This window comes from Salmonella sp. 32010601201800023SM, from assembly GCF_017572235.1.
In the GTDB taxonomy this organism is placed as follows: domain Bacteria; phylum Pseudomonadota; class Gammaproteobacteria; order Enterobacterales; family Enterobacteriaceae; genus Salmonella; species Salmonella enterica.
In genome coordinates this window covers 374,817-398,363 of the sequence record NZ_JAGEQS010000005.1, presented here as the reverse complement: position 1 = coordinate 398,363, position 23,547 = coordinate 374,817, and the positions used below count along the sequence as shown (strand labels likewise).

Sequence of the window (23,547 nt, the reverse complement as noted above, 5' to 3'; positions counted from 1 at the left end):
CCATTTTAGGGCCGGGCAGTGCTCGAAATCCTCACGTACTATGTGTACGCTCCGGTTTCTGCGCGCTGTCCGGCCCCAAACTGGCTTCAACAATTACGCCTACTGGGATAGGCTCTAACGCACGGAGCGGACGATGAACCTGTCAATCACCGATGACATTACCTTCCGCAAGCTCACCATCTTCATGATGCTTGTGGAGAAGGGTAACATCGCCCGCACCGCCGAGGCGCTGCACACGCTGGAAGAGAACGTTCGTGGTCCGCTGTTCGTCCATAAAGGCCTCTTCGGTACTCGTCCCGATATAAAGGTTACCGTTGCGGTCGGCAGCACCGGAACAGAAGCCTGCGTTATGTGATTTAGCGGCAAAGGTTGCCGTGATTTATTTTCGTCAGCGCGTCGTTCACGCCAAATAATGTAAACGTCACCTCATCAACGCCAAGATTTTTCAGACGCGCAGTGTGTTTTTTAATATAAGCCTGCGCCGTTTCTTCGGATTCAAACAAGTAAATGCCGCCAGCTTGCTGGTTTTTCTCGCTTTCTGTCCAGATTTTCCAGATGAAGCCCGGCTCCTCATTGATAGACTCCGCCAGCCCGACCAGTTGCTGAGTCATCTCCTCGCCAAAAGGGCCGCTAAAGTTAAAATGGATCTGTAAAAGTGTCTTCGACATGCCTTCTCCTTGAGTCACATAACTATCGTGTTGCCACACTACCACGATTAATTCGGCTGATGCAGGGGTTCACGCGATTTCTGTGGGGTATTGCGCGCGCCTTGCATACCGCCCCCTCTGGTGAAATGAGGCGCAATTTTATTTCGCCAGACGACCAATTGAACGTAAAATCACATATTGACTAATCTGTGAACCTTATGCGCGGTATAGTATTGTTTCCAATTATCAATTGTTCTGGTGCTATGGTTGAGATCACGTCCACAGAAATGACCCCGCCTGTCAATGACTCGCATGAATTTATTCCCATGCGTGGCATTCGTAATCGCCATTTACAAACTATGCTGCCGCGTTTAATCCGCCGCAAAGTGAAGTTCAACGCCCACTGGCAGCGGCTGGAGCTACCGGACGGCGATTTTGTCGATCTGGCATGGAGCGAAGATCCGCAACAGGCAAAGCATAAACCGCGGCTGGTGGTCTTTCACGGTCTGGAAGGCAGCCTGAACAGCCCCTATGCCCACGGGCTGATTGAGGCGGCGCAAAAGCGCGGCTGGCTGGGCGTGGTGATGCACTTTCGCGGCTGTAGCGGCGAGCCCAACCGTCTGAATCGTATTTACCACTCCGGTGAAACGGAGGATGGAGCCTGGTTTTTACGCTGGCTACAGCGGGAGTTCGGCGCCGTTCCGACAGCCGCCGTGGGCTATTCGCTCGGCGGTAATATGCTGGCGTGCCTGCTGGCGAAAGAAGGCCGCGATATTCCCATCGAGGCGGCGGTAATTGTTTCTGCACCTTTCGTTCTCGAAGCCTGTAGCTACCACATGGACAAAGGGTTTTCCCGCGTCTATCAGCGTTATTTGCTTAATCTGTTAAAAGCGAATGCGTCACGCAAGCTGGCGGCGTACCCCGGGTCGCTGCCGGTGAATCTGGCGCAACTGAAATCAATGCGCCGAATTCGCGAGTTTGACGACCTGATCACCGCGAAAATTCACGGCTTTGCCGACGCCATCGACTACTATCGTCAGTGTAGCGCCATGCCGTTGCTTAACCAGATTGCTAAACCGACGCTGATTATTCACGCTAAAGACGATCCGTTTATGGATCATCACGTAATCCCTAAAGCGGAAGATCTGCCCCCGCAGGTGGAGTATCAGCTGACTGAGCATGGCGGACACGTAGGATTTATCGGCGGTACGCCACTGCGCCCTGAAATGTGGCTGGAACGCCGAATTCCTGACTGGCTGACAACGTACCTGGAGGCGTCATCATGATCATTCCCTGGCAGGGGCTCGCCCCCGACACGCTGGACAACCTGATCGAAAGCTTTGTGTTGCGCGAAGGCACCGATTATGGTGAACATGAACGTTCGCTTGAACAAAAAGTCGCTGACGTAAAACGCCAACTGCAATCCGGCGAGGCCGTGCTGGTATGGTCTGAATTACATGAAACGGTCAATATTATGCCGAAAAAGCAGTTTCGCGAATAAAACGCCTTTGCCGACAATACATTATTACTAAAGCTCAATCATGGAGTTGCCATGTCAGCCAAACATCCGGTGATAGCAGTAACAGGGTCAAGCGGCGCGGGGACCACCACCACCAGCCTCGCGTTTCGTAAAATTTTCGCGCAGTTAAATCTGCACGCCGCCGAGGTGGAAGGCGACAGTTTTCATCGTTACACCCGCCCGGAAATGGATATGGCGATCCGCAAAGCGCGTGACGCCGGGCGGCATATCAGCTATTTCGGGCCTGAAGCCAATGACTTCAGCCTACTGGAACATACCTTTATTGAGTACGGGCAGACGGGTAAAGGCCAGTCGCGTAAATATCTGCATACCTATGATGAAGCCGTACCGTGGAATCAGGTTCCCGGCACGTTTACGCCCTGGCAGCCGCTACCCGAACCGACCGATGTGCTGTTTTATGAAGGACTGCACGGCGGCGTCGTCACCCCGCAACATGATGTCGCGCGTCATGTTGATCTGTTGGTTGGCGTGGTGCCTATCGTCAACCTCGAGTGGATTCAGAAACTAATCCGCGACACCAGCGAGCGCGGACACTCCCGTGAAGCGGTGATGGATTCCGTGGTGCGTTCCATGGACGACTACATCAATTACATTACGCCGCAGTTCTCGCGTACCCATATCAACTTCCAGCGCGTACCGACCGTCGACACGTCCAATCCGTTCGCCGCAAAGGGTATTCCCTCGCTGGATGAGAGTTTTGTGGTGATCCATTTCCGCAACCTGGAAGGGATCGATTTTCCCTGGCTCCTGGCGATGCTCCAGGGCTCGTTCATTTCTCACATTAATACATTAGTGGTGCCGGGCGGCAAAATGGGGCTGGCGATGGAGCTGATTATGTTGCCGCTGGTGCAGCGATTAATGGAAGGCAAAAAAATCGAATAACCGCGGTGAAATGCCCGATGGCGCTACGCTTATCGGGCCTACGAGATAAAAACGGGTAGGCCGGATAAAGCCACGCCGCCATCCGGCATCACATGTTACGCCGCAATCACTTCATACGAATGGGTAATATTGACCGCTTTTTCCAGCATTAGCGCTACCGAGCAATATTTTTCCGCGGAGAGATCGACAGCGCGCGCGACGGCAGCCTCTTTCAGATCGCTGCCGGTAACGATAAAATGCAGATTAATGTGCGTAAACAGGCGCGGCGCGTCTTCCCGGCGCTCGGATGTCAGCTTCACTTCGCAGTTGGTGACATTCTGACGGCCCTTTTGCAGGATTGATACCACATCAATAGCGCTACATCCGCCAGCCGCCATTAATACCATCTCCATCGGACTCGGCGCTTTGTCACCGGAGTTGCCATCCATTAAAATCTGGTGGCCGGAGGAGGACTCTCCGAGGAACGTGAGCCCTTCAACCCACTTTACACGCGCTTGCATATTTCGTAACTCCAATGTTTCAATTTTCCTGAAAGATTACGCGCATACAACAAAAGTCGCAATGGAAGGCGACCTGGGTCATGCTGAAGCGAGACACCAGGAGACACACGGCGAAAGCTATGCTAAAACAGACAAGATGCTACAGTAATACATTGACGTACTGCATGTATGCAGAGGACATCACATTACAGGCTACAATCTATTTTCGTAGCCCCCTTCCCAGGTAGCGGGAAGTATATTTTTGCAACCCCAGAGACAGTGCCGTTTTCTGGCTCTGGAGACAGCTTATAACAGAGGATAACCGCGCATGGTGCTTGGCAAACCGCAAACAGACCCGACTCTTGAATGGTTCTTGTCTCATTGCCACATTCATAAGTACCCGTCAAAGAGCACGCTGATTCACCAGGGTGAAAAAGCAGAAACGCTGTACTACATCGTTAAAGGCTCCGTGGCAGTGCTGATCAAAGATGAAGAAGGGAAAGAAATGATCCTTTCTTATCTGAATCAGGGTGATTTTATTGGTGAACTGGGCCTGTTTGAAGAAGGCCAGGAACGCAGCGCCTGGGTACGTGCGAAAACCGCATGTGAGGTCGCTGAAATTTCCTACAAAAAATTTCGCCAATTAATCCAGGTCAACCCGGATATTCTGATGCGCCTCTCTTCCCAGATGGCTCGTCGCTTACAAGTCACCTCTGAAAAAGTAGGTAACCTCGCCTTCCTTGACGTCACCGGGCGTATCGCTCAGACGCTGCTGAATCTGGCGAAACAGCCCGATGCCATGACGCACCCGGATGGGATGCAGATCAAAATCACCCGTCAGGAAATCGGCCAGATCGTCGGCTGCTCCCGCGAAACCGTTGGTCGTATTTTGAAAATGCTGGAAGATCAAAACCTGATCTCCGCGCATGGCAAGACCATCGTCGTCTACGGCACCCGTTAATCCCGTCAGAATGGCGCGTTTTATCATGCGCCATTTTTGTTTGCATCGATGTGGCGAAGACTGATTTATCACCCAGAGATTAATTACGCACTACGGCAAACGCTGGTGCTGTGCCTGCCTGTGGCTGTTGGTTTATTGATAGGCCAGCTACACCTGGGCTTGCTTTTCTCTCTCGTTCCCGCCTGCTGCAACATTGCAGGTCTGGATACCCCGCACAAACGTTTTTTTAAACGCCTGATCATCGGCGCGTCGCTGTTCGCCGGATGCAGTCTGGTAACGCAACTTCTGCTGGCGGAATCCATCCCCCTGCCGTTGATCCTGACCGGGCTGACGCTGGTGCTTGGCGTGACGGCGGAAATTAGCCCGCTTCACGCGCGGCTACTGCCAGCGTCGCTGATTGCCGCCATCTTTACCCTGAGCCTTGCGGGATACATGCCCGTCTGGGAGCCGCTGCTCATTTATGCGCTGGGCACGCTATGGTACGGCGTGTTTAACTGGTTTTGGTTCTGGCTATGGCGCGAACAGCCGCTGCGCGAGTCATTGAGTTTGTTATACCGTGAACTGGCCGATTATTGTGAAGCGAAATACAGCCTGCTCACCCAACATATCGATCCGGAAAAAGCGCTGCCTCCCCTGCTGATACGCCAGCAAAAAGCGGTCGATCTCATTACCCAGTGTTACCAACAGATGCATATGCTTTCGGCGCACAACAATAATGATTACAAGCGCCTGTTGCGGGCTTTTCAGGAAGCGATGGATTTGCAGGAGCACATCTCCGTCAGCTTGCATCAGCCGGAAGAGGTACAGAAACTGGTAGAACGCAGCCATGCGGAAGAGGTGATTCGCTGGAATGCGCAAACGGTCGCCGCCCGTCTGCGCGTGCTGGCGGATGACATTCTGTATCATCGTCTGCCGACGCGCTTCTCCATGGAAAAACAGATTGGCGCTCTGGAGAAGATCGCCAATCAGCATCCTGAAAATCCGGTAGGCCAGTTCTGCTATTGGCACTTCAGTCGAATCGCCCGTGTGCTGCGTACTCAGCGACCGCTGTACGCCCGCGACCTGATGGCCGATAAACAGCGTCGTTTGCCGCTACTTCCGGCGCTGAAAAATTATATGTCTCTTAAATCGCCGGCGCTACGCAACGCCGGACGCATCAGCGTGATGATGAGCATCGCCAGTCTGATGGGCAGCGCGTTGCACCTGCCTAAACCGTACTGGATACTCATGACGGTGCTGTTTGTCACCCAAAACGGCTATGGCGCGACGCGCGTACGTATTCTGCACCGTTCGGTCGGAACGCTGGTCGGCCTGGTGATTGCCGGCGTCACGCTGCACTTACATATTCCCGAAAGCATTACGCTGGCGGTCATGCTGGTACTAACGCTGGCAAGTTATCTGATTATTCGTAAAAACTACGGCTGGGCGACGGTCGGCTTTACGGTGACGGCGGTATACACCATCCAGTTACTGACGTTAAACGGAGAGCAGTTTATTGTGCCGAGGCTGATCGATACGCTGATTGGCTGTTTAATTGCCTTTGGCGGCATGGTCTGGCTGTGGCCGCAATGGCAAAGCGGGCTATTACGTAAAAACGCCCATGATGCGCTGGAAGCCGATCAAGAAGCTATCCGACTGATCCTCAGTAACGATCCGCAGGCCACCCCGCTCGCTTATCAAAGAATGCGGGTCAACCAGGCGCATAACACGTTATTCAACTCGTTAAATCAGGCAATGCAGGAACCCGGATTCAATACCCACTATCTGTCGGATATGAAACTATGGGTCACGCACAGCCAGTTTATTGTCGAGCATATCAACGCTATGACGACGCTGGCGCGGGAACACACCATGCTGACGCCGGATCTGGCGCAGCGCTATCTGGAATCTTGCGAGATTGCGATTCAGCGCTGCCAGCAGCGCCTGGAGTACGACAGGCCAGGCGGCTCCGGCGATGTCAATATTCTGGAGTCGCCGGACATGCCGTCACATGGCTTATTGAGCACTCTGGAACAACATTTACAGCGCATCATTGGCCATCTGAACACCATGCACACCATTTCGTCGATGGCCTGGCGTCAGCGTCCGCATCACGGTATCTGGCTGAGTAAGCGGCTACGGGATACAAAAAGTTAAGACCGACTGCCGGATGCGCTACGCTTATCCGGCAATCCGCCATCAGGCAACCACCTTCCCTACCGCCTGCGCAAAGCGCTGCATTCCTTCATTGATATCCGCCTCTTCCACCACCAGCGACGGGGCAAAACGCATCACGTCGGCTCCGGCATTGAGCACCATCACGCCGGCCTCCGCGCCTGCGTACAGAAAATCGCGCGCCCGACCTTTGTACTTCGGCTTCAGTTCCGCGCCAATCAGCAGCCCCATGCCGCGAATATCGCTGAAAATGTCAAATTGCTCGTCAATCGCCTGCAAATGTTGCACAAACTGTTGCCGCTTAGTGTGAATGCCTTGTAGTACCTCTGGCGTATTAATAATATCGAATGCCGCGCCAGCCACCGCACAGGCCAGCGGATTACCGCCATAGGTTGAACCATGCGAACCGACATGAAAGGCCGAGGCGATTTCCTGCGTGGTCAGCATGGCGCTCACCGGAAAACCGCCGCCTAACGCTTTGGCGCTGGTGAGGATATCCGGCGTGACGCCGTAGTGCATATAGGCAAACAGGTCTCCGGTGCGCCCCATCCCGCACTGCACTTCATCAAACACCAGCAACGCCTGATGCTCGTCACACAGGTCGCGTAACCCTTTGAGGAATTCCGGTGTAGCCGCCTGCACGCCGCCTTCACCCTGAATCGGCTCGACCACCACCGCGCAGGTGTGGTCATCCATTACCGCTTTTACCGCATGAAGATCGTTGAAGGGAACGTGAATAATATCGGCGGGTTTCGGCCCAAAGCCGTCGGAATATTTTGGCTGCCCGCCGACAGAGACAGTAAACAAGGAACGGCCATGAAAGGCGTTATGGAAGGCAATGATTTTCGTTTTGAACGGGCTATGGCGCACGCAGGCATAATGACGCGCCAGTTTAAAAGCGGTTTCGTTCGCTTCGGTGCCGGAATTCATAAACAGCACGCGCTCGGCAAACGTGGCGTCGATCAGTTTACGTCCCAGACGCAACGCCGGTTCATTGGTAAAAACGTTACTGGTATGCCACAAGGTTTCCCCCTGGGATTTCAGCGCCTCGACCAGTGCCGGATGGCAATGGCCCAGCGCAGTCACTGCAATCCCGCCGGCGAAATCGATATACTCTTTGCCCTGCTGATCCCATACGCGGCTGCCTTTACCTTTGACCGGAATAAAGTCCGCCGGTGCATAAACAGGCAGAATCACCTCATCAAAAGTTGCGCGCGTAATAGCCGTTTGTTCAGTTGCCATATCATTACCACCCGGTTAAGCAGAAAATTCAGTGAAGTTATACTCACAAAATATGAATAAAAAATCACTCAATGACAACCATTAATCAACGTTGAAGAAAATTTTCCAGTAGCGCGTGTCCCTGTTCGCTAAGAATACTTTCCGGGTGGAACTGCACGCCTTCCAGATCCCACTCGCGGTGGCGAATGCCCATAATCTCCTGCGTTTCGCTCCAGGCGGTGATCTCAAAACACTCTGGCAACGTGGCAGGGTCGACAATCAGCGAGTGGTAACGTGTCACGGTTAACGGGCTGGGCAATCCCCGAAACACGCCCTGTCCATTATGCGTAACAGATGACGTTTTACCGTGCATCACTTTCGCTGCCCGCACCACCGACGCGCCAAAGGCCTGCGCCATCGCCTGGTGCCCAAGGCAAACGCCCAGCATCGGAATACGTCCGGCATAATGGCGGATGACCGCCAGTGAAATGCCAGCGTCATCTGGCGTACAGGGGCCAGGAGAGATAACGATTTTTTGCGGGTTCAAAGCGTCAATGTGCGCCAGCGTCAGCGCATCATTGCGCCGAACCTGCACTTCCGCGCCCAGTTCACAAAAATACTGGTAGAGGTTCCAGGTAAAGGAATCATAGTTATCGATAAGCAGGATCATGGCGGCTCCGGGTGAGTAGAACCGCCCTATTTTACTCAGTTTCGCGAGCTTCGCTTATCGCTTTCTGAAAAATCGCCTGCAAAGCGGAGAGATCGCCCATCGCGCCGCTCTGGTTCGCCTGCTTCCATGTTTCAACCGCAATACCTTGCCAACTCAGCGCATAGCCTGCATGTAACGCCAGCTGTTCAAAGAAGATGCGCTGCGCCAGCCCGCTCCCCAAACGAAACGGATGAAGCACGTTAATTTCACAGTAGTAATGCGCCAGCCGCTCGACAAACTTCTCGTGCGCCAGACCGACCAGATAGCCCTCTTCTTCCAGATCCTGCATCAGAGCGTTGCCCTCTTTTTCGATATAGGCAAAGTGGCAGAAACGGGTATCACCCTGGTAAATATCGACCTCCCGCAGTTGCCCTGCCCAGTCGAAAATATCCTGATAGAGCTGGCGATGAATCGCGCACAGATGAGGCAAGCCGCGTACCAGCGGCCCCAGTTCAATCGTAGCGGCGCGGAGCGCGGTCATTTCGTATGCCGCTTGCGCCAGTCGCTGGGCCTGATGAATCCCAAGCCGATTACGCATCACATTCAGCCCCGGATAGAGGTACGGATCGCGTCCTTCGCCAAATTTATCGCTCATAGTGCCTCCGAAGCTCGTCAAGACGTACCAGCGCTTCGTCGGCAGTCAGGGTTACTAAGGGGATCTCAATACCTTCGAGACGGCGGCTTTGCTGGAAGTTAACGTTGCGCCGCTGTTCCCAAAAGCGTGACTTTTGTTTATCGGTAAGTTTCTTCACCGGGCCTCCCTGAATATGTCTGTGCTTGACCACAAGTATAAGCAGCAATTTCAGGTTACGCTGAGACAGGGAGAAAACGCGGGCGGCTCGCACCCGCGCAGGCATGTTTTATGGCAGGACTTTCGCGGAAAGGATAACGACTGGTTTTGTCGGCACATTCTGATAAGGTCCGACATCGTGCGTCGGTACCTGTGAGATTTTATCGGCGACATCCATACCTTTTACCACTTTACCAAATACCGCATAGCCAAAGTCGCGCTGGCCGTGGTCGAGAAAAGCGTTATCCGCGACGTTAATAAAGAACTGGCTGGTGGCGCTGTCTTTATCTGCGGTGCGCGCCATCGCGATCGTGCCGCGAGTATTACGCAGACCGTTGTCGGCTTCATTCTTAATCGGCGGATTCGGTTTCTTCTGCTGCATCTGCTCGTTAAAACCACCACCCTGAATCATAAAGCCAGGAATAACGCGGTGAAACGTAGTGTTGTTATAGAAACCACTGTTGACGTAATCGACAAAGTTTTTCACAGAAACCGGCGCTTTCTGGCTGTTCAGCTCCAGCTCAATATTCCCGGCGGAGGTGGTTAACAGCACATGAGGATCACCTTTTGCTGCCAACGCTACGGGAGAAAGAGCAGAAAGAGCGAAAACAGCTGCGACAGCCGCCAGAGTCGATTTGAGCATGAGATTTCCTTAAAGAGAGCAGAAATAAAGCAAGTGGAATGATTCTAAAGAGCCTTCCTGGGCCAGGCCAGCCCTTTACCTAATTTTACGTACATGAAACAAATGTAACGTTACGACGCAACGCCTTGCCCTTGCAATATGATGTGACAAACATCACATTAAAAAATGTAATGAACATTACTATCACTAATAATTATTTAAATACATCACAAAAACGCCTAAAATCTGCCCGCTTAACGCGCCCTCCACGCGCTTCACTTCTCTTCAAGGCCAGACATGACTAACAGCAACCGCATCAAGCTCACATGGATCAGCTTTCTTTCCTACGCCCTGACCGGGGCGCTGGTGATTGTCACCGGGATGGTGATGGGAAATATCGCAGACTATTTTCATCTGCCCGTTTCCAGCATGAGTAACACCTTTACTTTCCTGAACGCCGGGATTTTGATCTCGATCTTCCTCAATGCGTGGCTGATGGAAATCATCCCGCTGAAAACACAGCTACGCTTTGGTTTTATCCTGATGGTGCTGGCGGTGGCCGGGCTGATGTTCAGCCATAGCCTGGCGTTGTTCTCAGCGGCGATGTTTGTGCTGGGGCTGGTCAGCGGGATCACCATGTCGATTGGCACCTTCCTGATTACGCAACTGTATGAAGGGCGTCAGCGCGGTTCCCGACTGCTGTTTACCGACTCCTTCTTCAGCATGGCGGGGATGATTTTTCCTATGGTCGCCGCCTTCCTGCTGGCGCGTAGTATTGAGTGGTACTGGGTCTACGCCTGCATCGGCCTGGTCTACCTGGCGATTTTCATCCTGACCTTCGGCTGTGAATTTCCGGCGCTGGGTAAACATGCGCAGCACTCTCAGGCGCCTGTCGTCAAAGAAAAATGGGGCATTGGCGTACTGTTTCTGGCCGTCGCCGCGCTGTGCTATATCCTCGGTCAATTAGGCTTTATCTCCTGGGTGCCGGAATACGCCAAAGGCCTCGGCATGAGCCTGAATGACGCCGGGGCGCTGGTGAGTGATTTCTGGATGTCCTATATGTTTGGCATGTGGGCGTTCAGCTTTATCCTGCGCTTTTTCGATCTGCAACGCATTCTGACCGTACTGGCGGGTATGGCGGCGGTACTGATGTATCTGTTTATTACCGGCACGCAGGCGCATATGCCGTGGTTTATTCTGACGCTGGGCTTCTTCTCCAGCGCCATTTATACCTCCATCATTACGCTGGGATCGCAGCAAACGAAAGTGGCCTCGCCTAAGCTGGTTAACTTTATTCTGACCTGCGGCACTATCGGAACGATGCTGACCTTCGTCGTCACCGGCCCGATTGTAGCGCACAGCGGCCCACAGGCGGCGTTACTCACCGCGAATGGTCTGTATGCGGTGGTCTTTGTGATGTGCTTTGCGCTCGGCTTTGTCTCCCGTCATCGTCAGCATAGCGCGCCGGCTACGCATTGATAATCCTTGCCGGATGGCGACGTCGCCCTCCGGCACTCTATCCCCCCTCCTGACGGGGTAGGCCTGTTGGCCTAAAAACCCCTCATTTTGTATGTTATTTGTACAAACCTGAAAAGCCTGACAATTCCGCCACTTATAAAAATCCTGACAAATCAGCCATATACCCATTAAGAGGTATATAAAGGTGAATTTGATTTACATCAATAAGCGGGGTTGCTGAATCGTTAAGGTAGGCGGTAATAAAAAAGAAATCGAGGCAAAAATGAGCAAAGTCAGACTCGCTATTATCGGTAATGGTATGGTCGGCCACCGCTTTATTGAGGATCTCCTTGATAAATCCGACGCTAGCCTGTTCGACATTACCGTGTTCTGTGAAGAACCCCGTAAAGCCTATGACCGTGTCCACCTGTCATCCTACTTCTCTCACCACACCGCGGAAGAGCTCTCTCTGGTGCGTGAAGGATTTTACGAGAAGCACGGCGTAAAGGTACTGGTTGGCGAACGCGCAATTACCATTAACCGTCAGGAGAAAGTGATTCACTCCAGCGCGGGTCGTACCGTTTATTATGACAAGCTGATCATGGCGACCGGTTCATATCCGTGGATTCCGCCGATTAAAGGCTCCGAAACCCAGGATTGCTTCGTTTACCGTACCATTGAAGACCTCAACGCTATCGAAGCCTGCGCCCGTCGCAGCAAGCGCGGGGCGGTGGTCGGCGGCGGTCTGCTGGGGCTGGAAGCCGCTGGCGCGCTGAAAAACCTCGGCGTGGAAACGCACGTCATTGAATTTGCGCCAATGCTGATGGCAGAACAGCTCGATCAGATGGGCGGCGAGCAGCTACGTCGCAAGATCGAAAGCATGGGCGTGCGTGTACACACCAGTAAAAACACGCAAGAGATTGTTCAGCAGGGTAACGAAGCGCGTAAGACTATGCGTTTTGCCGACGGCAGCGAGCTGGAAGTCGATTTTATCGTCTTCTCTACCGGTATTCGCCCCCGCGACAAGCTGGCTACCCAGTGCGGTCTGGCCGTCGCGCAGCGCGGCGGGATCGTGATTAACGACACCTGCCAGACGTCTGACCCGGATATCTACGCTATCGGCGAGTGCGCCAGTTGGAACAACCGCGTTTACGGTCTGGTCGCACCAGGCTATAAAATGGCCCAGGTTGCCGTTGACCATATCCTCGGCAGTGCAAACGCCTTTGAAGGCGCGGATCTCAGCGCCAAACTGAAGCTGCTGGGCGTGGACGTCGGCGGCATCGGCGACGCGCATGGCCGCACGCCGGGCGCGCGTAGCTACGTTTACCTCGATGAAAGCAAAGAAGTCTACAAACGTCTTATTGTCAGCGAAGATAACAAAACTCTGCTCGGCGCAGTACTGGTCGGCGACACCAGCGATTACGGCAATTTGCTGCAACTGGTACTGAACGCCATCGAACTGCCGGAAAACCCGGATTCGCTGATCCTGCCGTCGCACGCGGGCAGTGGTAAACCCGCTATCGGCGTGGATAAACTGCCGGACAGCGCGCAGATCTGCTCCTGCTTCGATGTGACTAAAGGCGATCTGATCGCCGCTATCAATAAAGGCTGCCATACCGTGGCGGCGCTGAAAGCGGAAACCAAAGCCGGAACCGGCTGCGGCGGCTGCATCCCGCTGGTGACGCAGGTACTGAACGCCGAACTGGCGAAACAGGGTATTGAAGTCAACAACAACCTGTGCGAGCACTTTGCTTATTCTCGTCAGGAACTGTTCCACTTAATCCGCGTGGAAGGTATCAAAACCTTTGAAGAACTGCTGGCGAAACACGGTAAAGGCTACGGCTGCGAAGTGTGTAAGCCGACCGTCGGTTCGCTGCTGGCGTCGTGCTGGAACGAATACATCCTCAAACCGCAGCACACGCCGCTACAGGATACTAACGATAACTTCCTGGCGAATATTCAGAAAGACGGCACCTACTCGGTGATCCCGCGCTCGGCGGGCGGTGAAATCACCCCGGAAGGTCTGGTGGCCGTGGGGCGTATCGCCCGCGAGTTTAACCTCTATACCAAAATCACCGGTTCTCAGCGTATCGGTCTGTTTGGCGCGCAAAAAGACGATCTGCCGGAAATCTGGCGTCAACTGATTGAAGCCGGTTTCGCAACCGGTCACGCGTACGCCAAAGCGCTGCGGATGGCGAAAACCTGCGTCGGCAGCACCTGGTGCCGCTACGGCGTGGGCGACAGCGTCGGTTTCGGCGTGGAGCTGGAAAACCGCTACAAAGGCATTCGCACCCCGCACAAAATGAAGTTCGGCGTCTCCGGCTGTACCCGTGAATGTGCGGAAGCGCAGGGTAAAGATGTCGGCATTATCGCCACTGAGAAAGGCTGGAACCTGTACGTCTGCGGTAACGGCGGGATGAAACCGCGTCATGCGGATCTGCTGGCAGCCGATCTCGATCGCGACACGCTGCTCAAGTACCTCGACCGCTTTATGATGTTCTACATCCGTACCGCCGATAAGCTGACCCGTACCGCGCCATGGCTGGATAACCTGGAAGGCGGCATCGAGTATCTGAAATCGGTCATCATCGACGACAAGCTGGGCCTGAACGAACATCTGGAAGAAGAGATGGCCCGTCTGCGTGAAGCGGTGGTCTGCGAGTGGACGGAGACCGTCAACACGCCAGCGGCGCAGGTTCGTTTCAAACACTTCATCAACAGCGACAAACGCGACCCAAATGTCCAGGTTGTGCCTGAACGCGAACAGCATCGTCCGGCCACGCCGTATGAACGTATCCCGGTCACTCTGGTGGAGGAAAACGCATGAGCCAGTGGCAAAACATCTGCAAAATCGATGACATCCTGCCGGGAACCGGCGTCTGCGCGCTGTCAGGCGGCGAGCAGGTGGCAATTTTCCGTCCTTACCATAGCGATCAGGTGTTCGCGATCAGCAACATCGACCCGTTCTTTGAGGCCAGCGTGCTGTCTCGTGGGCTGATTGCGGAACACCAGGGCGAACTGTGGGTCGCCAGCCCGTTGAAAAAGCAGCGCTTCCGCCTGAGCGATGGTTTATGCATGGAAGATGAGCAGTTTTCTGTGAAACATTACGACGCGCGGGTGAAAGACGGCGTGGTGCAGTTGCGCGGTTAATTATTTTTGGGAGGCGCAACGCCTCCCCTTTTTTGTATTTTTTTTCATTTTAATTGTTATCACAAAATCATTTGTACTGCATCGCGGCGGCAACTGAGCAACAAATTCGTCAGGAACGAATTTGAACAGCCGCTGGCTGCCTTCGGTGAGGGACAAGGATGTCCCTCATTAATCCCCAGGAACATAGTTCACTATGTGACTGGGGTGAGCGAGGGCAGCCAACAAAGAGGCAGTGCAAAGGATGAAGTGAGAAAAGGATAATCAAATGTTTACAGACACTATCAATAAGTGTGCGGCTAACGCTGCGCGCATCGCACGCCTGTCGGCGAATAATCCGCTCGGCTTCTGGGTCAGTTCGGCAATGGCCGGGGCTTATGTCGGTCTCGGCATCATTCTTATTTTCACCCTCGGCAATCTGCTCGACCCGTCCGTACGTCCTCTGGTGATGGGAGCCACCTTCGGTATCGCCTTAACGCTGGTCATCATCGCCGGTTCCGAACTGTTTACCGGCCACACCATGTTCCTGACGCTGGGCGTCAAAGCAGGCACTATCAGCCACGGTCAAATGTGGGCTATCCTGCCGCAAACCTGGCTCGGCAACCTGGTCGGTTCCGTGTTTGTCGCCCTGCTTTACAGCTGGGGCGGCGGCAGTTTGTTGCCGGTCGATACCAGCATCGTTCACTCAGTCGCGCTGGCGAAAACCACCGCGCCCGCCACGGTACTGTTCTTCAAAGGCGCGCTGTGTAACTGGCTGGTTTGTCTGGCAATCTGGATGGCAATCCGCACCGAAGGCACGGCAAAATTTCTTGCTATCTGGTGGTGTCTGCTGGCGTTTATCGCTTCCGGCTACGAGCACTCCGTCGCGAATATGACGCTGTTCGCCCTCTCCTGGTTTGGTCATCACAGCGACGCCTATACCCTGGCCGGAATTGGTCATAACCTGTTGTGGGTGACACTCGGTAATACTTTGTCCGGTGTCGTATTCATGGGATTGGGTTATTGGTATGCTACGCCAAAATCGGAGCGTCCGGCTCCGGCAAAAATCAATCAGCCAGAGGCTGCTGCCAATAATTAAGGGGTAATGTCGTGGACCATTTGCCTATATTTTGTCAATTACGCGACCGCGACTGTCTGATCGTCGGCGGTGGCGATGTCGCAGAACGCAAAGCACGGTTACTGCTGGAAGCAGGCGCACGTTTAACGGTCAATGCGCTAACCTTTATTCCACAGTTCACCGTATGGGCAAATGAAGGCATGTTGACTCTGGTTGAGGGACCGTTCGACGAAACGCTTCTCGACTCGTGTTGGCTGGCGATCGCGGCCACTGACGACGATACCGTCAACCAGCGCGTCAGCGACGCGGCGGAGTCACGCCGTATCTTTTGCAACGTGGTGGATGCGCCGAAAGCCGCCAGCTTTATCATGCCCTCCATTATTGACCGCTCGCCGCTGATGGTCGCCGTCTCCTCGGGCGGCACCTCCCCGGTGCTGGCGCGTCTGCTGCGCGAGAAACTGGAATCGCTGCTGCCGCAGCATCTGGGGCAGGTCGCGCGCTATGCCGGGCAACTCCGCGCCCGAGTGAAAAAGCAGTTTGCCACGATGGGCGAGCGTCGTCGCTTCTGGGAAAAATTTTTCGTCAATGACCGGCTGGCGCAGTCGCTGGCGAATGCCGATGAGAAAGCGGTTAACGCGACAACCGAACGCCTGTTTAGCGAACCGCTGGATCACCGTGGCGAAGTCGTGCTGGTCGGCGCCGGGCCGGGCGATGCCGGACTGCTGACGCTGAAAGGGTTACAACAAATCCAACAGGCGGATATCGTGGTTTACGATCGCCTCGTCTCCGACGACATTATGAACCTGGTACGCCGCGATGCCGATCGGGTCTTTGTGGGGAAACGCGCAGGTTACCACTGCGTCCCACAGGAAGAAATCAACCAGATCCTGCTGCGTGAAGCGCAAAAAGGTAAACGCGTGGTACGCCTGAAAGGCGGCGATCCCTTTATCTTTGGTCGCGGCGGTGAAGAGCTGGAAACGCTGTGTCATGCCGGTATTCCTTTCTCGGTAGTGCCGGGGATTACCGCGGCTTCCGGTTGCTCCGCCTACTCCGGTATTCCGCTAACCCATCGCGATTACGCACAGAGCGTACGTCTGGTCACCGGTCACCTGAAAACCGGCGGCGAGCTGGACTGGGAAAACCTGGCGGCAGAAAAACAGACGCTGGTGTTCTACATGGGGCTGAATCAGGCAGCGACTATCCAGGAAAAACTGATCGCATTCGGTATGCAGGCCGATATGCCGGTTGCGCTGGTAGAAAACGGTACCTCCGTGAAGCAACGCGTCGTCCACGGTGTGCTGACGCAGCTCGGTGAATTAGCGCAACAGGTTGAAAGCCCGGCGCTGATTATCGTTGGCCGGGTCGTTGGCTTACGCGATAAATTAAATTGGTTCTCTAATCATTAATTAAAATAACGCCCTGAATAACAGGGCTTTATTTTACAACCACTCGTAATCTCAAATTATTTTTACTTAAAAGTGAATTAAGAAATCAACTTTAAATACACCAGAAAAATTTAAATAGTAATAATTCTGCCTAAAAACCCTTTTACTCGTCAAATTCACCCCTTATTCATTCATACAATAAATAACACCGTTAAGCACTCAATTTGACCTGACCTGGTTATCGGGTGATAAAATAAACACTAAAGCATAATTTTTCTTCTGGCCATTTCATCATTGCCTGTATCGCTCTCTGCATATGTTTAGTACGCAAGGAAAATATTAATTAAGGATGAACCCTATGCAAAAGAAAAAACTTATTTCTATCGCTATCGCTTTAACGCTACAAAGTTATTACATTCCGGCCATCGCCGCAGAAAATAACGATGATGAAAAAGAATGTCCCAGTAATATCTCCTCCCTGCCTAAAGAAAAACGCGCAAAACTCTCACCGACCTGCCTTGCTACACCTGAAAATGATAATCACTGGGGCTGGGTTGCTGGCGGCGTTGCTGCACTGGTCGCAGGTGTGGCTATTGGCGTTGAAAATAACGGTGGCGGAGATTCTAATCATTCTTATACCCCCCCTAAGCCCGATAATGGCGGCGACGTCACCCCGCCCGACGATGGCGGCAACGTCACCCCGCCCGACGATGGCGGCGATGACGATGTGACCCCGCCCGATGATAGCGGCGATGACGATGTAACCCCGCCCGACGATAGCGGCGATGACGATGTAACCCCGCCCGATGATAGCGGCGATGACGATGTGACCCCGCCCGACGATAGCGGCGATGACGATGTAACCCCGCCCGATGATAGCGGCGATGACGATGTAACCCCGCCTGACGATAGCGGCGATGACGATGTGACCCCGCCCGACGATAGCGGCGACGACGACGACACGCCCCCGGATGACTCTGTTATAACCTTCAGCAACGGCGCCACCATCGATAAAGGCAAAGACACCCTGGCCTTCGATAGCTTCAAACTGGATAACGGCAGCGTTCTTGAGGGTGCCGTGTGGAATTATTCAGAACAGGACAACCAGTGGCAGCTCACCACCGCAGACGGCAAAACGCTGAACGTCACCGGCTGGGACGTGACCGACGCCAATGCCGCCGTGATTGAAGGTACCCAGGAAAACGGTCTCTACTGGAAGTACGACAGCCGTGGCCATCTGATTATTGCTGACGATAAAACCACCGTTATCAGCGGCGATGACCAGGCGCATAACTCCGATCGCGGCATGGATATCAGCGGCCAGGATCGCACCGGCGTGATTATTTCCGGCGATAGAACCGTCAACACGCTCACCGGGGACTCCAGTGTGACCGACGGCGCCACTGGCATGGTTATCTCCGGTGACGGCACTACCAACACCATTTCGGGCCACTCAACGGTGGACAACGCCACCGGCGCGCTGATTTCCGGCAACGGCACCACCACCAATTTCGCCGGTGACATTGCCGTGAGCGGCGGCGGTACCGCCATCATCATCGACGGCGACAACGCCACGATTAAGAATACCGGTACCTCTAACATCAGCGGCGCAGGCTCCACCGGCACCGTCATTGACGGCAATAACGCCCGCGTCAACAATGACGGTGATATGACCATCACCGACGGCGGCACCGGCGGCCACATTACCGGCGACAACGTGGTTATCGATAACGCCGGGAGCACCACCGTCAGCGGCGCAGACGCCACGGCGCTGTATATCGAAGGCGACAACGCGCTCGTTATCAACGAAGGTAATCAGACTATCTCCGGCGGCGCCGTCGGTACGCGCATTGACGGCGACGACGCCCATACCACCAATACCGGTGATATCGCGGTGGATGGCGCGGGCTCTGCCGCCGTGATTATCAACGGCGACAACGGCAGCCTGACCCAGGCGGGCGATCTGCTGGTCACCGACGGCGCGATGGGCATCATCACCTATGGCACCGGAAATGAAGCAAAAAATACCGGCAACGCCACCGTACGTGATGCGGACTCGGTGGGTTTTGTGGTTGCAGGCGAAAAAAACACCTTCAAAAACAAAGGGGATATTGACGTCAGCCTTAACGGCACCGGCGCGCTGGTGAGCGGCGATATGTCGCAGGTTACGCTGGATGGCGATATTAACGTTGTCTCAGTCCAGGACAGCGAAGGCGTGTTTAGCTCAGCGACAGGGGTGAGCGTGAGCGGCGACAGCAACGCCGTTGATATCACCGGCAACGTAAATATCAGCGCCGACTACGGGCAGGATGATCTGGCTGCCGGGGCTCCCCCGTTAACCGGCGTTGTCGTCGGCGGTAACGGCAATACCGTTACCCTTAATGGCGCGCTGAATATTGATGACAACGATCTGTCCGCCACCGGCGGACAATACCTGGACGTTGTTGGCCTGAGCGTAACAGGTGATGATAACGACGTTGAGATTGACGGCGGTATTAATATCACCCACAGCGAGGATCCACTTGATGGAACCTCTGCAGACATTACCGGCATCAGCGTCAGCGGTAACAGTACCGTTACGCTAAACGGTCATTCTACCATTGATACCAACACGGTAGTGGGGGGGCACGTTGTACTGGCGCGGGTCAACAACGGCGGCTCCCTGATTCTGGGTGATGACTCAGTTGTTGACGTTAATGTCAGTTATATACCCACAGGCTATTACACCTACAACGCGTTGCTGATGGCTGATGGCGAAGGCACATCAATTGAAAATAAAGGCGATATTACAAGCCATGGCGTGTATTCCGTCATTCGCGCAGATAACGGCTCGGAAGTCAGCAACAGCGGAGATATTCTGGTCTACGCGACCAGTAGCAACAGTAGTGAGGATCGTGCAGCCATCACAAGGGCTAGTGGCGAGGGATCGGCTGTTCATAACAAAGCCGGCGGCGATATCACCCTCATTTCTGATCAGACGCCGCAGGGCAGTGGCGGTATTGAAGTATACCCATTGAAATGGTACACCCACACCTTTTACGCCATGATGGCTTCGGATTATGGCGATGTCGTTAACGATGAGGGCGCCACGATCCATTTGCAGGGGGCAGGTGTATATGGCGTTACCGCCAGCCGAGGTAAAGCACTAAACGAAGGCGATATCTATCTGGATGGCCTTGTCCCGACGCTGGACGATGAAAATAACATCACCAGCACCAGCTACTGGCAGCCATCATCGCTCTATCTCACCAGCTCAGGAATGGTGGCGGGTTCCACCGATGCCGATGGCGACGCCACCGCCATCAACACCGGCAACATTACCGTCAACAACGCCGGGTTCGGCATGATGGCGCTTAATGGCGGCACCGCCATTAACCAGGGCGTGATCACCCTGACCGCCGATGACGGCGTGACCGGTCAGGCAGACGAGCTGGTCGGGATGGCGGCGCTCAACGGCGGCGTCGTCATCAACGACACCAGCGGCGTGATTAACATCGACGCCGATTACGGCCAGGCGTTTCTGAGCGACAGTTCCAGCTACATCATCAATAACGGCTCTATCAACCTTAACGGCAGCCCGATGGATGATACTGATTCACACATGGGCGGCACGCCAACGGACAAAATCTGGATTCAGTCTCTGCCCGGCAGCGGCGACAGCGACACCAGGACCTCCGACACAGGTTTCTTCACCGCCGGTACGCTGGCCAACTACGGTACTGAAACCCTGAACGGCGATGTGGACGTTAACGGGGGCTGGCTGTACAACGAAGCGGGCGCCTCGCTCACCGTCAACGGCACCGTGACGATTAACGGCGGGGCTAACGCGCTGGCTAACTACGGGACGCTGGACGCGGACGCTATTTCCACCTGGCACAGCCTCTTTAATGAAGCGGACGGCAGCATCACCACCGATCTGTTAACCCTTAATGGCGACGTCACTTTTTACAATAACGGCGATTTCACCGGCTCCATAGCGGGCACCAGCTACCAGCAGGAAATCGTCAATACTGGCGATATGACGGTGGCGGAAGATGGCAAATCGCTGGTCAGCGGCAGCTTCTATTTCTATAACGAAGAGGACGCAACGCTTACCAACAGCGGCAGCGCGGTGGAAGGCGGTGAGAACACCATCATCAATCTGACGCGCGCCAACGATTCGCTGACCCAGGTGAACAGCGGCACCATCACCGCCACTAACGGTTACAGCGCCATCACCACGGTCAACGGCAGCAATGACCCCAAATGGATCTGGAACACCGCAACCGGCGTGATTAACGGTATTAACCCGGATGCGCCGCTAATCAATTTGGGCCGCGGCTATAACTTCGGCAACCAGGGCACTATCAACGTGCAGGGCGATAACGCCGTGGCGATTAGCGGCGGCACCAGCAGTTATGTCATTAACCTGGTCAATAGCGGCACCATCAACGTCGGTACCGAGCAGGGCAAGGAGGACGGCACTAACGGCACCGGGCTTATCGGCATCAAAGGCAACGGTAATGCCACCACCATAAACAACACCGCAGACGGCGTGATTAACGTTTACGCGGATGACTCGTATGCGTTTGGCGGCAAGACCAAAGCCATCATCAACAACGGCGAAATCAACCTGCTGTGCGACAGCGGCTGCGACATCTACGCGCCGGGTACTACGGGCACGCAGAACGACCATAACGGGACAGCGGACATCGTCATCCCGGATGCGACTACCGCCCCGACCGAGGGCAGCATCCCGACGCCGCCAGAGGATCCCAACGCGCCGCAGCAGCTCTCCAACTATATTGTTGGCACCAACGCCGACGGTAGCTCCGGTACGCTGAAAGCCAATAACCTGGTGATTGGCGACAACGTGAAGGTGGATACCGGCTTTACCAGCGGTACGGCGGATACCACCGTGGTGGTGGATAACGCCTTCACCGGCAGCAATATCCAGGGCGCGGACAACATCACTTCCACCAGCGTGGTGTGGAACGCCCAGGGTAGCCAGGATGCCGACGGCAACGTTGACGTCACCATGACCAAAAACGCCTATGCCGATGTGGCGACCGACAGCTCGGTAAGCGACGTGGCGCAGGCGCTGGACGCCGGTTACACCAACAACGAGCTGTACACCAGCCTTAATGTGGGGACTACCGCCGAGCTGAACAGCGCACTCAAGCAGGTGAGCGGTGCTCAAGCCACCACGGTATTCCGTGAAGCGCGTGTACTCAGCAACCGCTTTACCATGCTGGCCGACGCCGCGCCGCAAATTAAAGATGGTCTGGCGTTCAACGTGGTGGCGAAAGGCGACCCACGTGCGGAGCTGGGCAACGACACCCAGTACGACATGCTGGCATTACGCCAGACGTTGGATCTCACCGCCAGCCAGAATCTGACGCTGGAGTACGGTATTGCGCGTCTGGATGGCGACGGTTCGAAAACTGCGGGCGATAACGGCCTGACAGGCGGCTACAGCCAGTTCTTTGGCCTGAAGCACAGCATGGCGTTTGATGAAGGTCTGGCGTGGAACAACAGCCTGCGTTATGACGTGCACAACCTCGACAGCAGCCGTTCTGTCGCTTATGGCGATGTCAACAAAATTGCCGATTCCGACATGCGTCAGCAGTACCTTGAGTTTCGCAGTGAAGGGGCGAAAACTTTCACCATGATGAGTGATACGCTGAAAGTCACGCCGTATGCCGGGGTGAAATTCCGTCACACCATGGAAGGAGGCTACAAAGAGCGCAGCGCCGGAGATTTTAACCTGTCCATGAACTCTGGCAACGAAACGGCGGTAGACTCTATTGTCGGCCTGAAGCTGGATTACGCCGGGAAAGACGGCTGGAGCGCCACCGCTACCCTGGAAGGCGGCCCGAACCTGAGCTACAGCAAGAGCCAGCGTACAGCGTCATTACAGGGTGCGGCGGGTCAATCGTTCGGCGTGGATGACGGTCAAAAAGGCGGCGGCATTAATGGCCTGGCAACCATCGGCGTGAAATATAGCAGCAATGATACCGCGCTACATCTGGATGCATACCAGTGGAAGGAAGACAGTATCAGCGATAAAGGCTTTATGCTTAACGTTAAGAAAACATTTCGTTAAATAAACGACATTATATAACACTAATACAGGCCGCTTATTATTAAGCGGCCTTTTTAAATCATATCCCCTGGTAAAGATAAAGTCCTTATTTGGACTACCTGTATAGTTTAATAATTGCTATCGTACTATACGCTAAATAGATCTTATATTTATTCCACCAGTAGTGCTCGTTTTATCAACAAGGATTTTGAAATGTTTAAATTTGTAAAAATTGCCGTTGTGGCAGGGGTTCTGGCGACGCTCACTGCTTGTACTGGTCATATCGAAAACAAAAAAAATAACTGCAGCTACGATTATTTGCTGCACCCTGCAATTTCTATTTCTAAAATTATTGGCGGTTGCGGCCCGGCTGCCGATCAATAATAGAAACGACTGCGCAGATACAAAAAAACCGGGATTTTCCCGGTTTT

20 protein-coding genes are annotated in these 23,547 nt (G+C 54.2%); 13 read left to right on the top strand and 7 right to left on the bottom strand.

Features of this window, described 5'->3' with window-relative positions; genetic code table 11:
- Nucleotides 1-133: 133 nt before the first annotated feature.
- Entirely contained in the window at nucleotides 134-355 is a 222-nt protein-coding gene (locus J4617_RS17085; RefSeq protein ID WP_001054032.1) for a LysR family transcriptional regulator, read from the top strand.
- Nucleotide 356: 1 nt separating this feature from the next.
- On the opposite strand, the gene J4617_RS17080 is transcribed toward J4617_RS17085, so the two are convergent.
- Entirely contained in the window at nucleotides 357-668 is a 312-nt protein-coding gene (locus tag J4617_RS17080; RefSeq protein WP_000047690.1) for a monooxygenase, read from the bottom strand.
- 197 nt (nucleotides 669-865) lie between these two features.
- Between J4617_RS17080 and J4617_RS17075 the strand changes: the two genes are divergently transcribed.
- The 3 genes from J4617_RS17075 to J4617_RS17065 are packed head-to-tail and all read left to right on the top strand — an operon-like array spanning nucleotide 866 to nucleotide 3,069.
- Complete coding sequence (locus J4617_RS17075) at nucleotides 866-1,933, top strand: hydrolase (RefSeq protein ID WP_001214109.1); 1,068 nt, start codon at nucleotides 866-868, stop codon at nucleotides 1,931-1,933.
- The gene (locus J4617_RS17070; protein WP_000586568.1) at nucleotides 1,930-2,148 is read left to right on the top strand and encodes a YheU family protein; all 219 of its coding nucleotides are present in this window, start codon (nucleotides 1,930-1,932) and stop codon (nucleotides 2,146-2,148) included. The genes J4617_RS17075 and J4617_RS17070 overlap by 4 nt, the downstream gene beginning before the upstream one ends.
- A 51-nt stretch (nucleotides 2,149-2,199) precedes the next feature.
- The gene (locus tag J4617_RS17065) at nucleotides 2,200-3,069 is read left to right on the top strand and encodes a phosphoribulokinase (protein ID WP_001274690.1); all 870 of its coding nucleotides are present in this window, start codon (nucleotides 2,200-2,202) and stop codon (nucleotides 3,067-3,069) included.
- A 95-nt stretch (nucleotides 3,070-3,164) separates the two neighbouring features.
- Here the strand turns inward: J4617_RS17065 and J4617_RS17060 are convergent, their stop codons facing one another.
- On the bottom strand, nucleotides 3,165-3,569 hold the full coding sequence (locus J4617_RS17060) for an OsmC family protein (protein ID WP_001148919.1): 405 nt from the start codon (nucleotides 3,567-3,569) through the stop codon (nucleotides 3,165-3,167).
- A gap of 307 nt (nucleotides 3,570-3,876) precedes the next feature.
- Between J4617_RS17060 and crp the strand changes: the two genes are divergently transcribed.
- Together crp and J4617_RS17050 are read left to right on the top strand one after the other, a co-directional pair.
- Nucleotides 3,877-4,509, top strand: a complete 633-nt coding sequence (gene crp, locus J4617_RS17055; protein WP_000242758.1) for a cAMP-activated global transcriptional regulator CRP — start codon at nucleotides 3,877-3,879, stop codon at nucleotides 4,507-4,509.
- A 48-nt stretch (nucleotides 4,510-4,557) separates the two neighbouring features.
- Complete coding sequence (locus J4617_RS17050) at nucleotides 4,558-6,645, top strand: YccS/YhfK family putative transporter (protein ID WP_000269312.1); 2,088 nt, start codon at nucleotides 4,558-4,560, stop codon at nucleotides 6,643-6,645.
- Between the two features lie 42 nt (nucleotides 6,646-6,687).
- Here the strand turns inward: J4617_RS17050 and J4617_RS17045 are convergent, their stop codons facing one another.
- From J4617_RS17045 to ppiA, 5 genes are all read right to left on the bottom strand, one after another.
- Nucleotides 6,688-7,905, bottom strand: coding sequence for an aspartate aminotransferase family protein (locus J4617_RS17045; RefSeq protein WP_000190024.1), 1,218 nt, complete (start codon nucleotides 7,903-7,905; stop codon nucleotides 6,688-6,690).
- Between the two features lie 85 nt (nucleotides 7,906-7,990).
- A complete protein-coding gene (gene pabA, locus J4617_RS17040) occupies nucleotides 7,991-8,554 on the bottom strand; it encodes an aminodeoxychorismate synthase component 2 (RefSeq protein ID WP_017465351.1) in 564 nt (187 codons plus the stop codon).
- Between the two features lie 31 nt (nucleotides 8,555-8,585).
- Nucleotides 8,586-9,188, bottom strand: a complete 603-nt coding sequence (locus J4617_RS17035) for a putative adenosine monophosphate-protein transferase Fic (RefSeq protein ID WP_001280675.1) — start codon at nucleotides 9,186-9,188, stop codon at nucleotides 8,586-8,588.
- Entirely contained in the window at nucleotides 9,178-9,345 is a 168-nt protein-coding gene (locus tag J4617_RS17030) for a YhfG family protein (RefSeq protein WP_001521109.1), read from the bottom strand. The genes J4617_RS17035 and J4617_RS17030 overlap by 11 nt, the downstream gene beginning before the upstream one ends.
- Before the next feature lie 108 nt (nucleotides 9,346-9,453).
- On the bottom strand, nucleotides 9,454-10,026 hold the full coding sequence (gene ppiA / locus J4617_RS17025; protein WP_000920482.1) for a peptidylprolyl isomerase A: 573 nt from the start codon (nucleotides 10,024-10,026) through the stop codon (nucleotides 9,454-9,456).
- 276 nt (nucleotides 10,027-10,302) lie between these two features.
- Between ppiA and tsgA the strand changes: the two genes are divergently transcribed.
- From tsgA to J4617_RS16990, 7 genes are all read left to right on the top strand, one after another.
- Nucleotides 10,303-11,484, top strand: a complete 1,182-nt coding sequence (gene tsgA / locus J4617_RS17020) for an MFS transporter TsgA (protein ID WP_000185212.1) — start codon at nucleotides 10,303-10,305, stop codon at nucleotides 11,482-11,484.
- A 262-nt stretch (nucleotides 11,485-11,746) separates the two neighbouring features.
- Nucleotides 11,747-14,290 (top strand): NADPH-nitrite reductase large subunit, encoded by a 2,544-nt coding sequence (nirB, locus tag J4617_RS17015; RefSeq protein ID WP_017465350.1) that lies wholly within the window; start codon nucleotides 11,747-11,749, stop codon nucleotides 14,288-14,290.
- Entirely contained in the window at nucleotides 14,287-14,613 is a 327-nt protein-coding gene (nirD, locus tag J4617_RS17010) for a nitrite reductase small subunit NirD (protein ID WP_000084814.1), read from the top strand. Before nirB ends, nirD begins: the two co-directional genes overlap by 4 nt.
- A gap of 265 nt (nucleotides 14,614-14,878) precedes the next feature.
- The gene (nirC, locus tag J4617_RS17005) at nucleotides 14,879-15,688 is read left to right on the top strand and encodes a nitrite transporter NirC (protein ID WP_000493569.1); all 810 of its coding nucleotides are present in this window, start codon (nucleotides 14,879-14,881) and stop codon (nucleotides 15,686-15,688) included.
- An 11-nt stretch (nucleotides 15,689-15,699) separates the two neighbouring features.
- On the top strand, nucleotides 15,700-17,073 hold the full coding sequence (cysG, locus tag J4617_RS17000) for a siroheme synthase CysG (RefSeq protein ID WP_000349896.1): 1,374 nt from the start codon (nucleotides 15,700-15,702) through the stop codon (nucleotides 17,071-17,073).
- Nucleotides 17,074-17,410: 337 nt separating this feature from the next.
- Entirely contained in the window at nucleotides 17,411-23,137 is a 5,727-nt protein-coding gene (bigA, locus tag J4617_RS16995; protein ID WP_208290704.1) for an autotransporter adhesin BigA, read from the top strand.
- 192 nt (nucleotides 23,138-23,329) lie between these two features.
- The gene (locus J4617_RS16990) at nucleotides 23,330-23,500 is read left to right on the top strand and encodes a YhfL family protein (protein ID WP_000472323.1); all 171 of its coding nucleotides are present in this window, start codon (nucleotides 23,330-23,332) and stop codon (nucleotides 23,498-23,500) included.
- Nucleotides 23,501-23,547: the final 47 nt, after the last annotated feature.

Bases quoted from the DNA above. Each gene is read 5' to 3' on its own strand.
- J4617_RS17085 (WP_001054032.1), top strand. From the start codon at position 134: ATGAACCTGTCAATCACCGATGACATTACCTTCCGCAAGCTCACCATC.
- J4617_RS17080 (WP_000047690.1), bottom strand. From the start codon at position 668: ATGTCGAAGACACTTTTACAGATCCATTTTAACTTTAGCGGCCCTTTT.
- J4617_RS17075 (WP_001214109.1), top strand. From the start codon at position 866: ATGCGCGGTATAGTATTGTTTCCAATTATCAATTGTTCTGGTGCTATG.
- J4617_RS17070 (WP_000586568.1), top strand. From the start codon at position 1,930: ATGATCATTCCCTGGCAGGGGCTCGCCCCCGACACGCTGGACAACCTG.
- J4617_RS17065 (WP_001274690.1), top strand. From the start codon at position 2,200: ATGTCAGCCAAACATCCGGTGATAGCAGTAACAGGGTCAAGCGGCGCG.
- J4617_RS17060 (WP_001148919.1), bottom strand. From the start codon at position 3,569: ATGCAAGCGCGTGTAAAGTGGGTTGAAGGGCTCACGTTCCTCGGAGAG.
- crp (WP_000242758.1), top strand. From the start codon at position 3,877: ATGGTGCTTGGCAAACCGCAAACAGACCCGACTCTTGAATGGTTCTTG.
- J4617_RS17050 (WP_000269312.1), top strand. From the start codon at position 4,558: ATGTGGCGAAGACTGATTTATCACCCAGAGATTAATTACGCACTACGG.
- J4617_RS17045 (WP_000190024.1), bottom strand. From the start codon at position 7,905: ATGGCAACTGAACAAACGGCTATTACGCGCGCAACTTTTGATGAGGTG.
- pabA (WP_017465351.1), bottom strand. From the start codon at position 8,554: ATGATCCTGCTTATCGATAACTATGATTCCTTTACCTGGAACCTCTAC.
- J4617_RS17035 (WP_001280675.1), bottom strand. From the start codon at position 9,188: ATGAGCGATAAATTTGGCGAAGGACGCGATCCGTACCTCTATCCGGGG.
- ppiA (WP_000920482.1), bottom strand. From the start codon at position 10,026: ATGCTCAAATCGACTCTGGCGGCTGTCGCAGCTGTTTTCGCTCTTTCT.
- tsgA (WP_000185212.1), top strand. From the start codon at position 10,303: ATGACTAACAGCAACCGCATCAAGCTCACATGGATCAGCTTTCTTTCC.
- nirB (WP_017465350.1), top strand. From the start codon at position 11,747: ATGAGCAAAGTCAGACTCGCTATTATCGGTAATGGTATGGTCGGCCAC.
- nirD (WP_000084814.1), top strand. From the start codon at position 14,287: ATGAGCCAGTGGCAAAACATCTGCAAAATCGATGACATCCTGCCGGGA.
- nirC (WP_000493569.1), top strand. From the start codon at position 14,879: ATGTTTACAGACACTATCAATAAGTGTGCGGCTAACGCTGCGCGCATC.
- bigA (WP_208290704.1), top strand. From the start codon at position 17,411: ATGCAAAAGAAAAAACTTATTTCTATCGCTATCGCTTTAACGCTACAA.
- J4617_RS16990 (WP_000472323.1), top strand. From the start codon at position 23,330: ATGTTTAAATTTGTAAAAATTGCCGTTGTGGCAGGGGTTCTGGCGACG.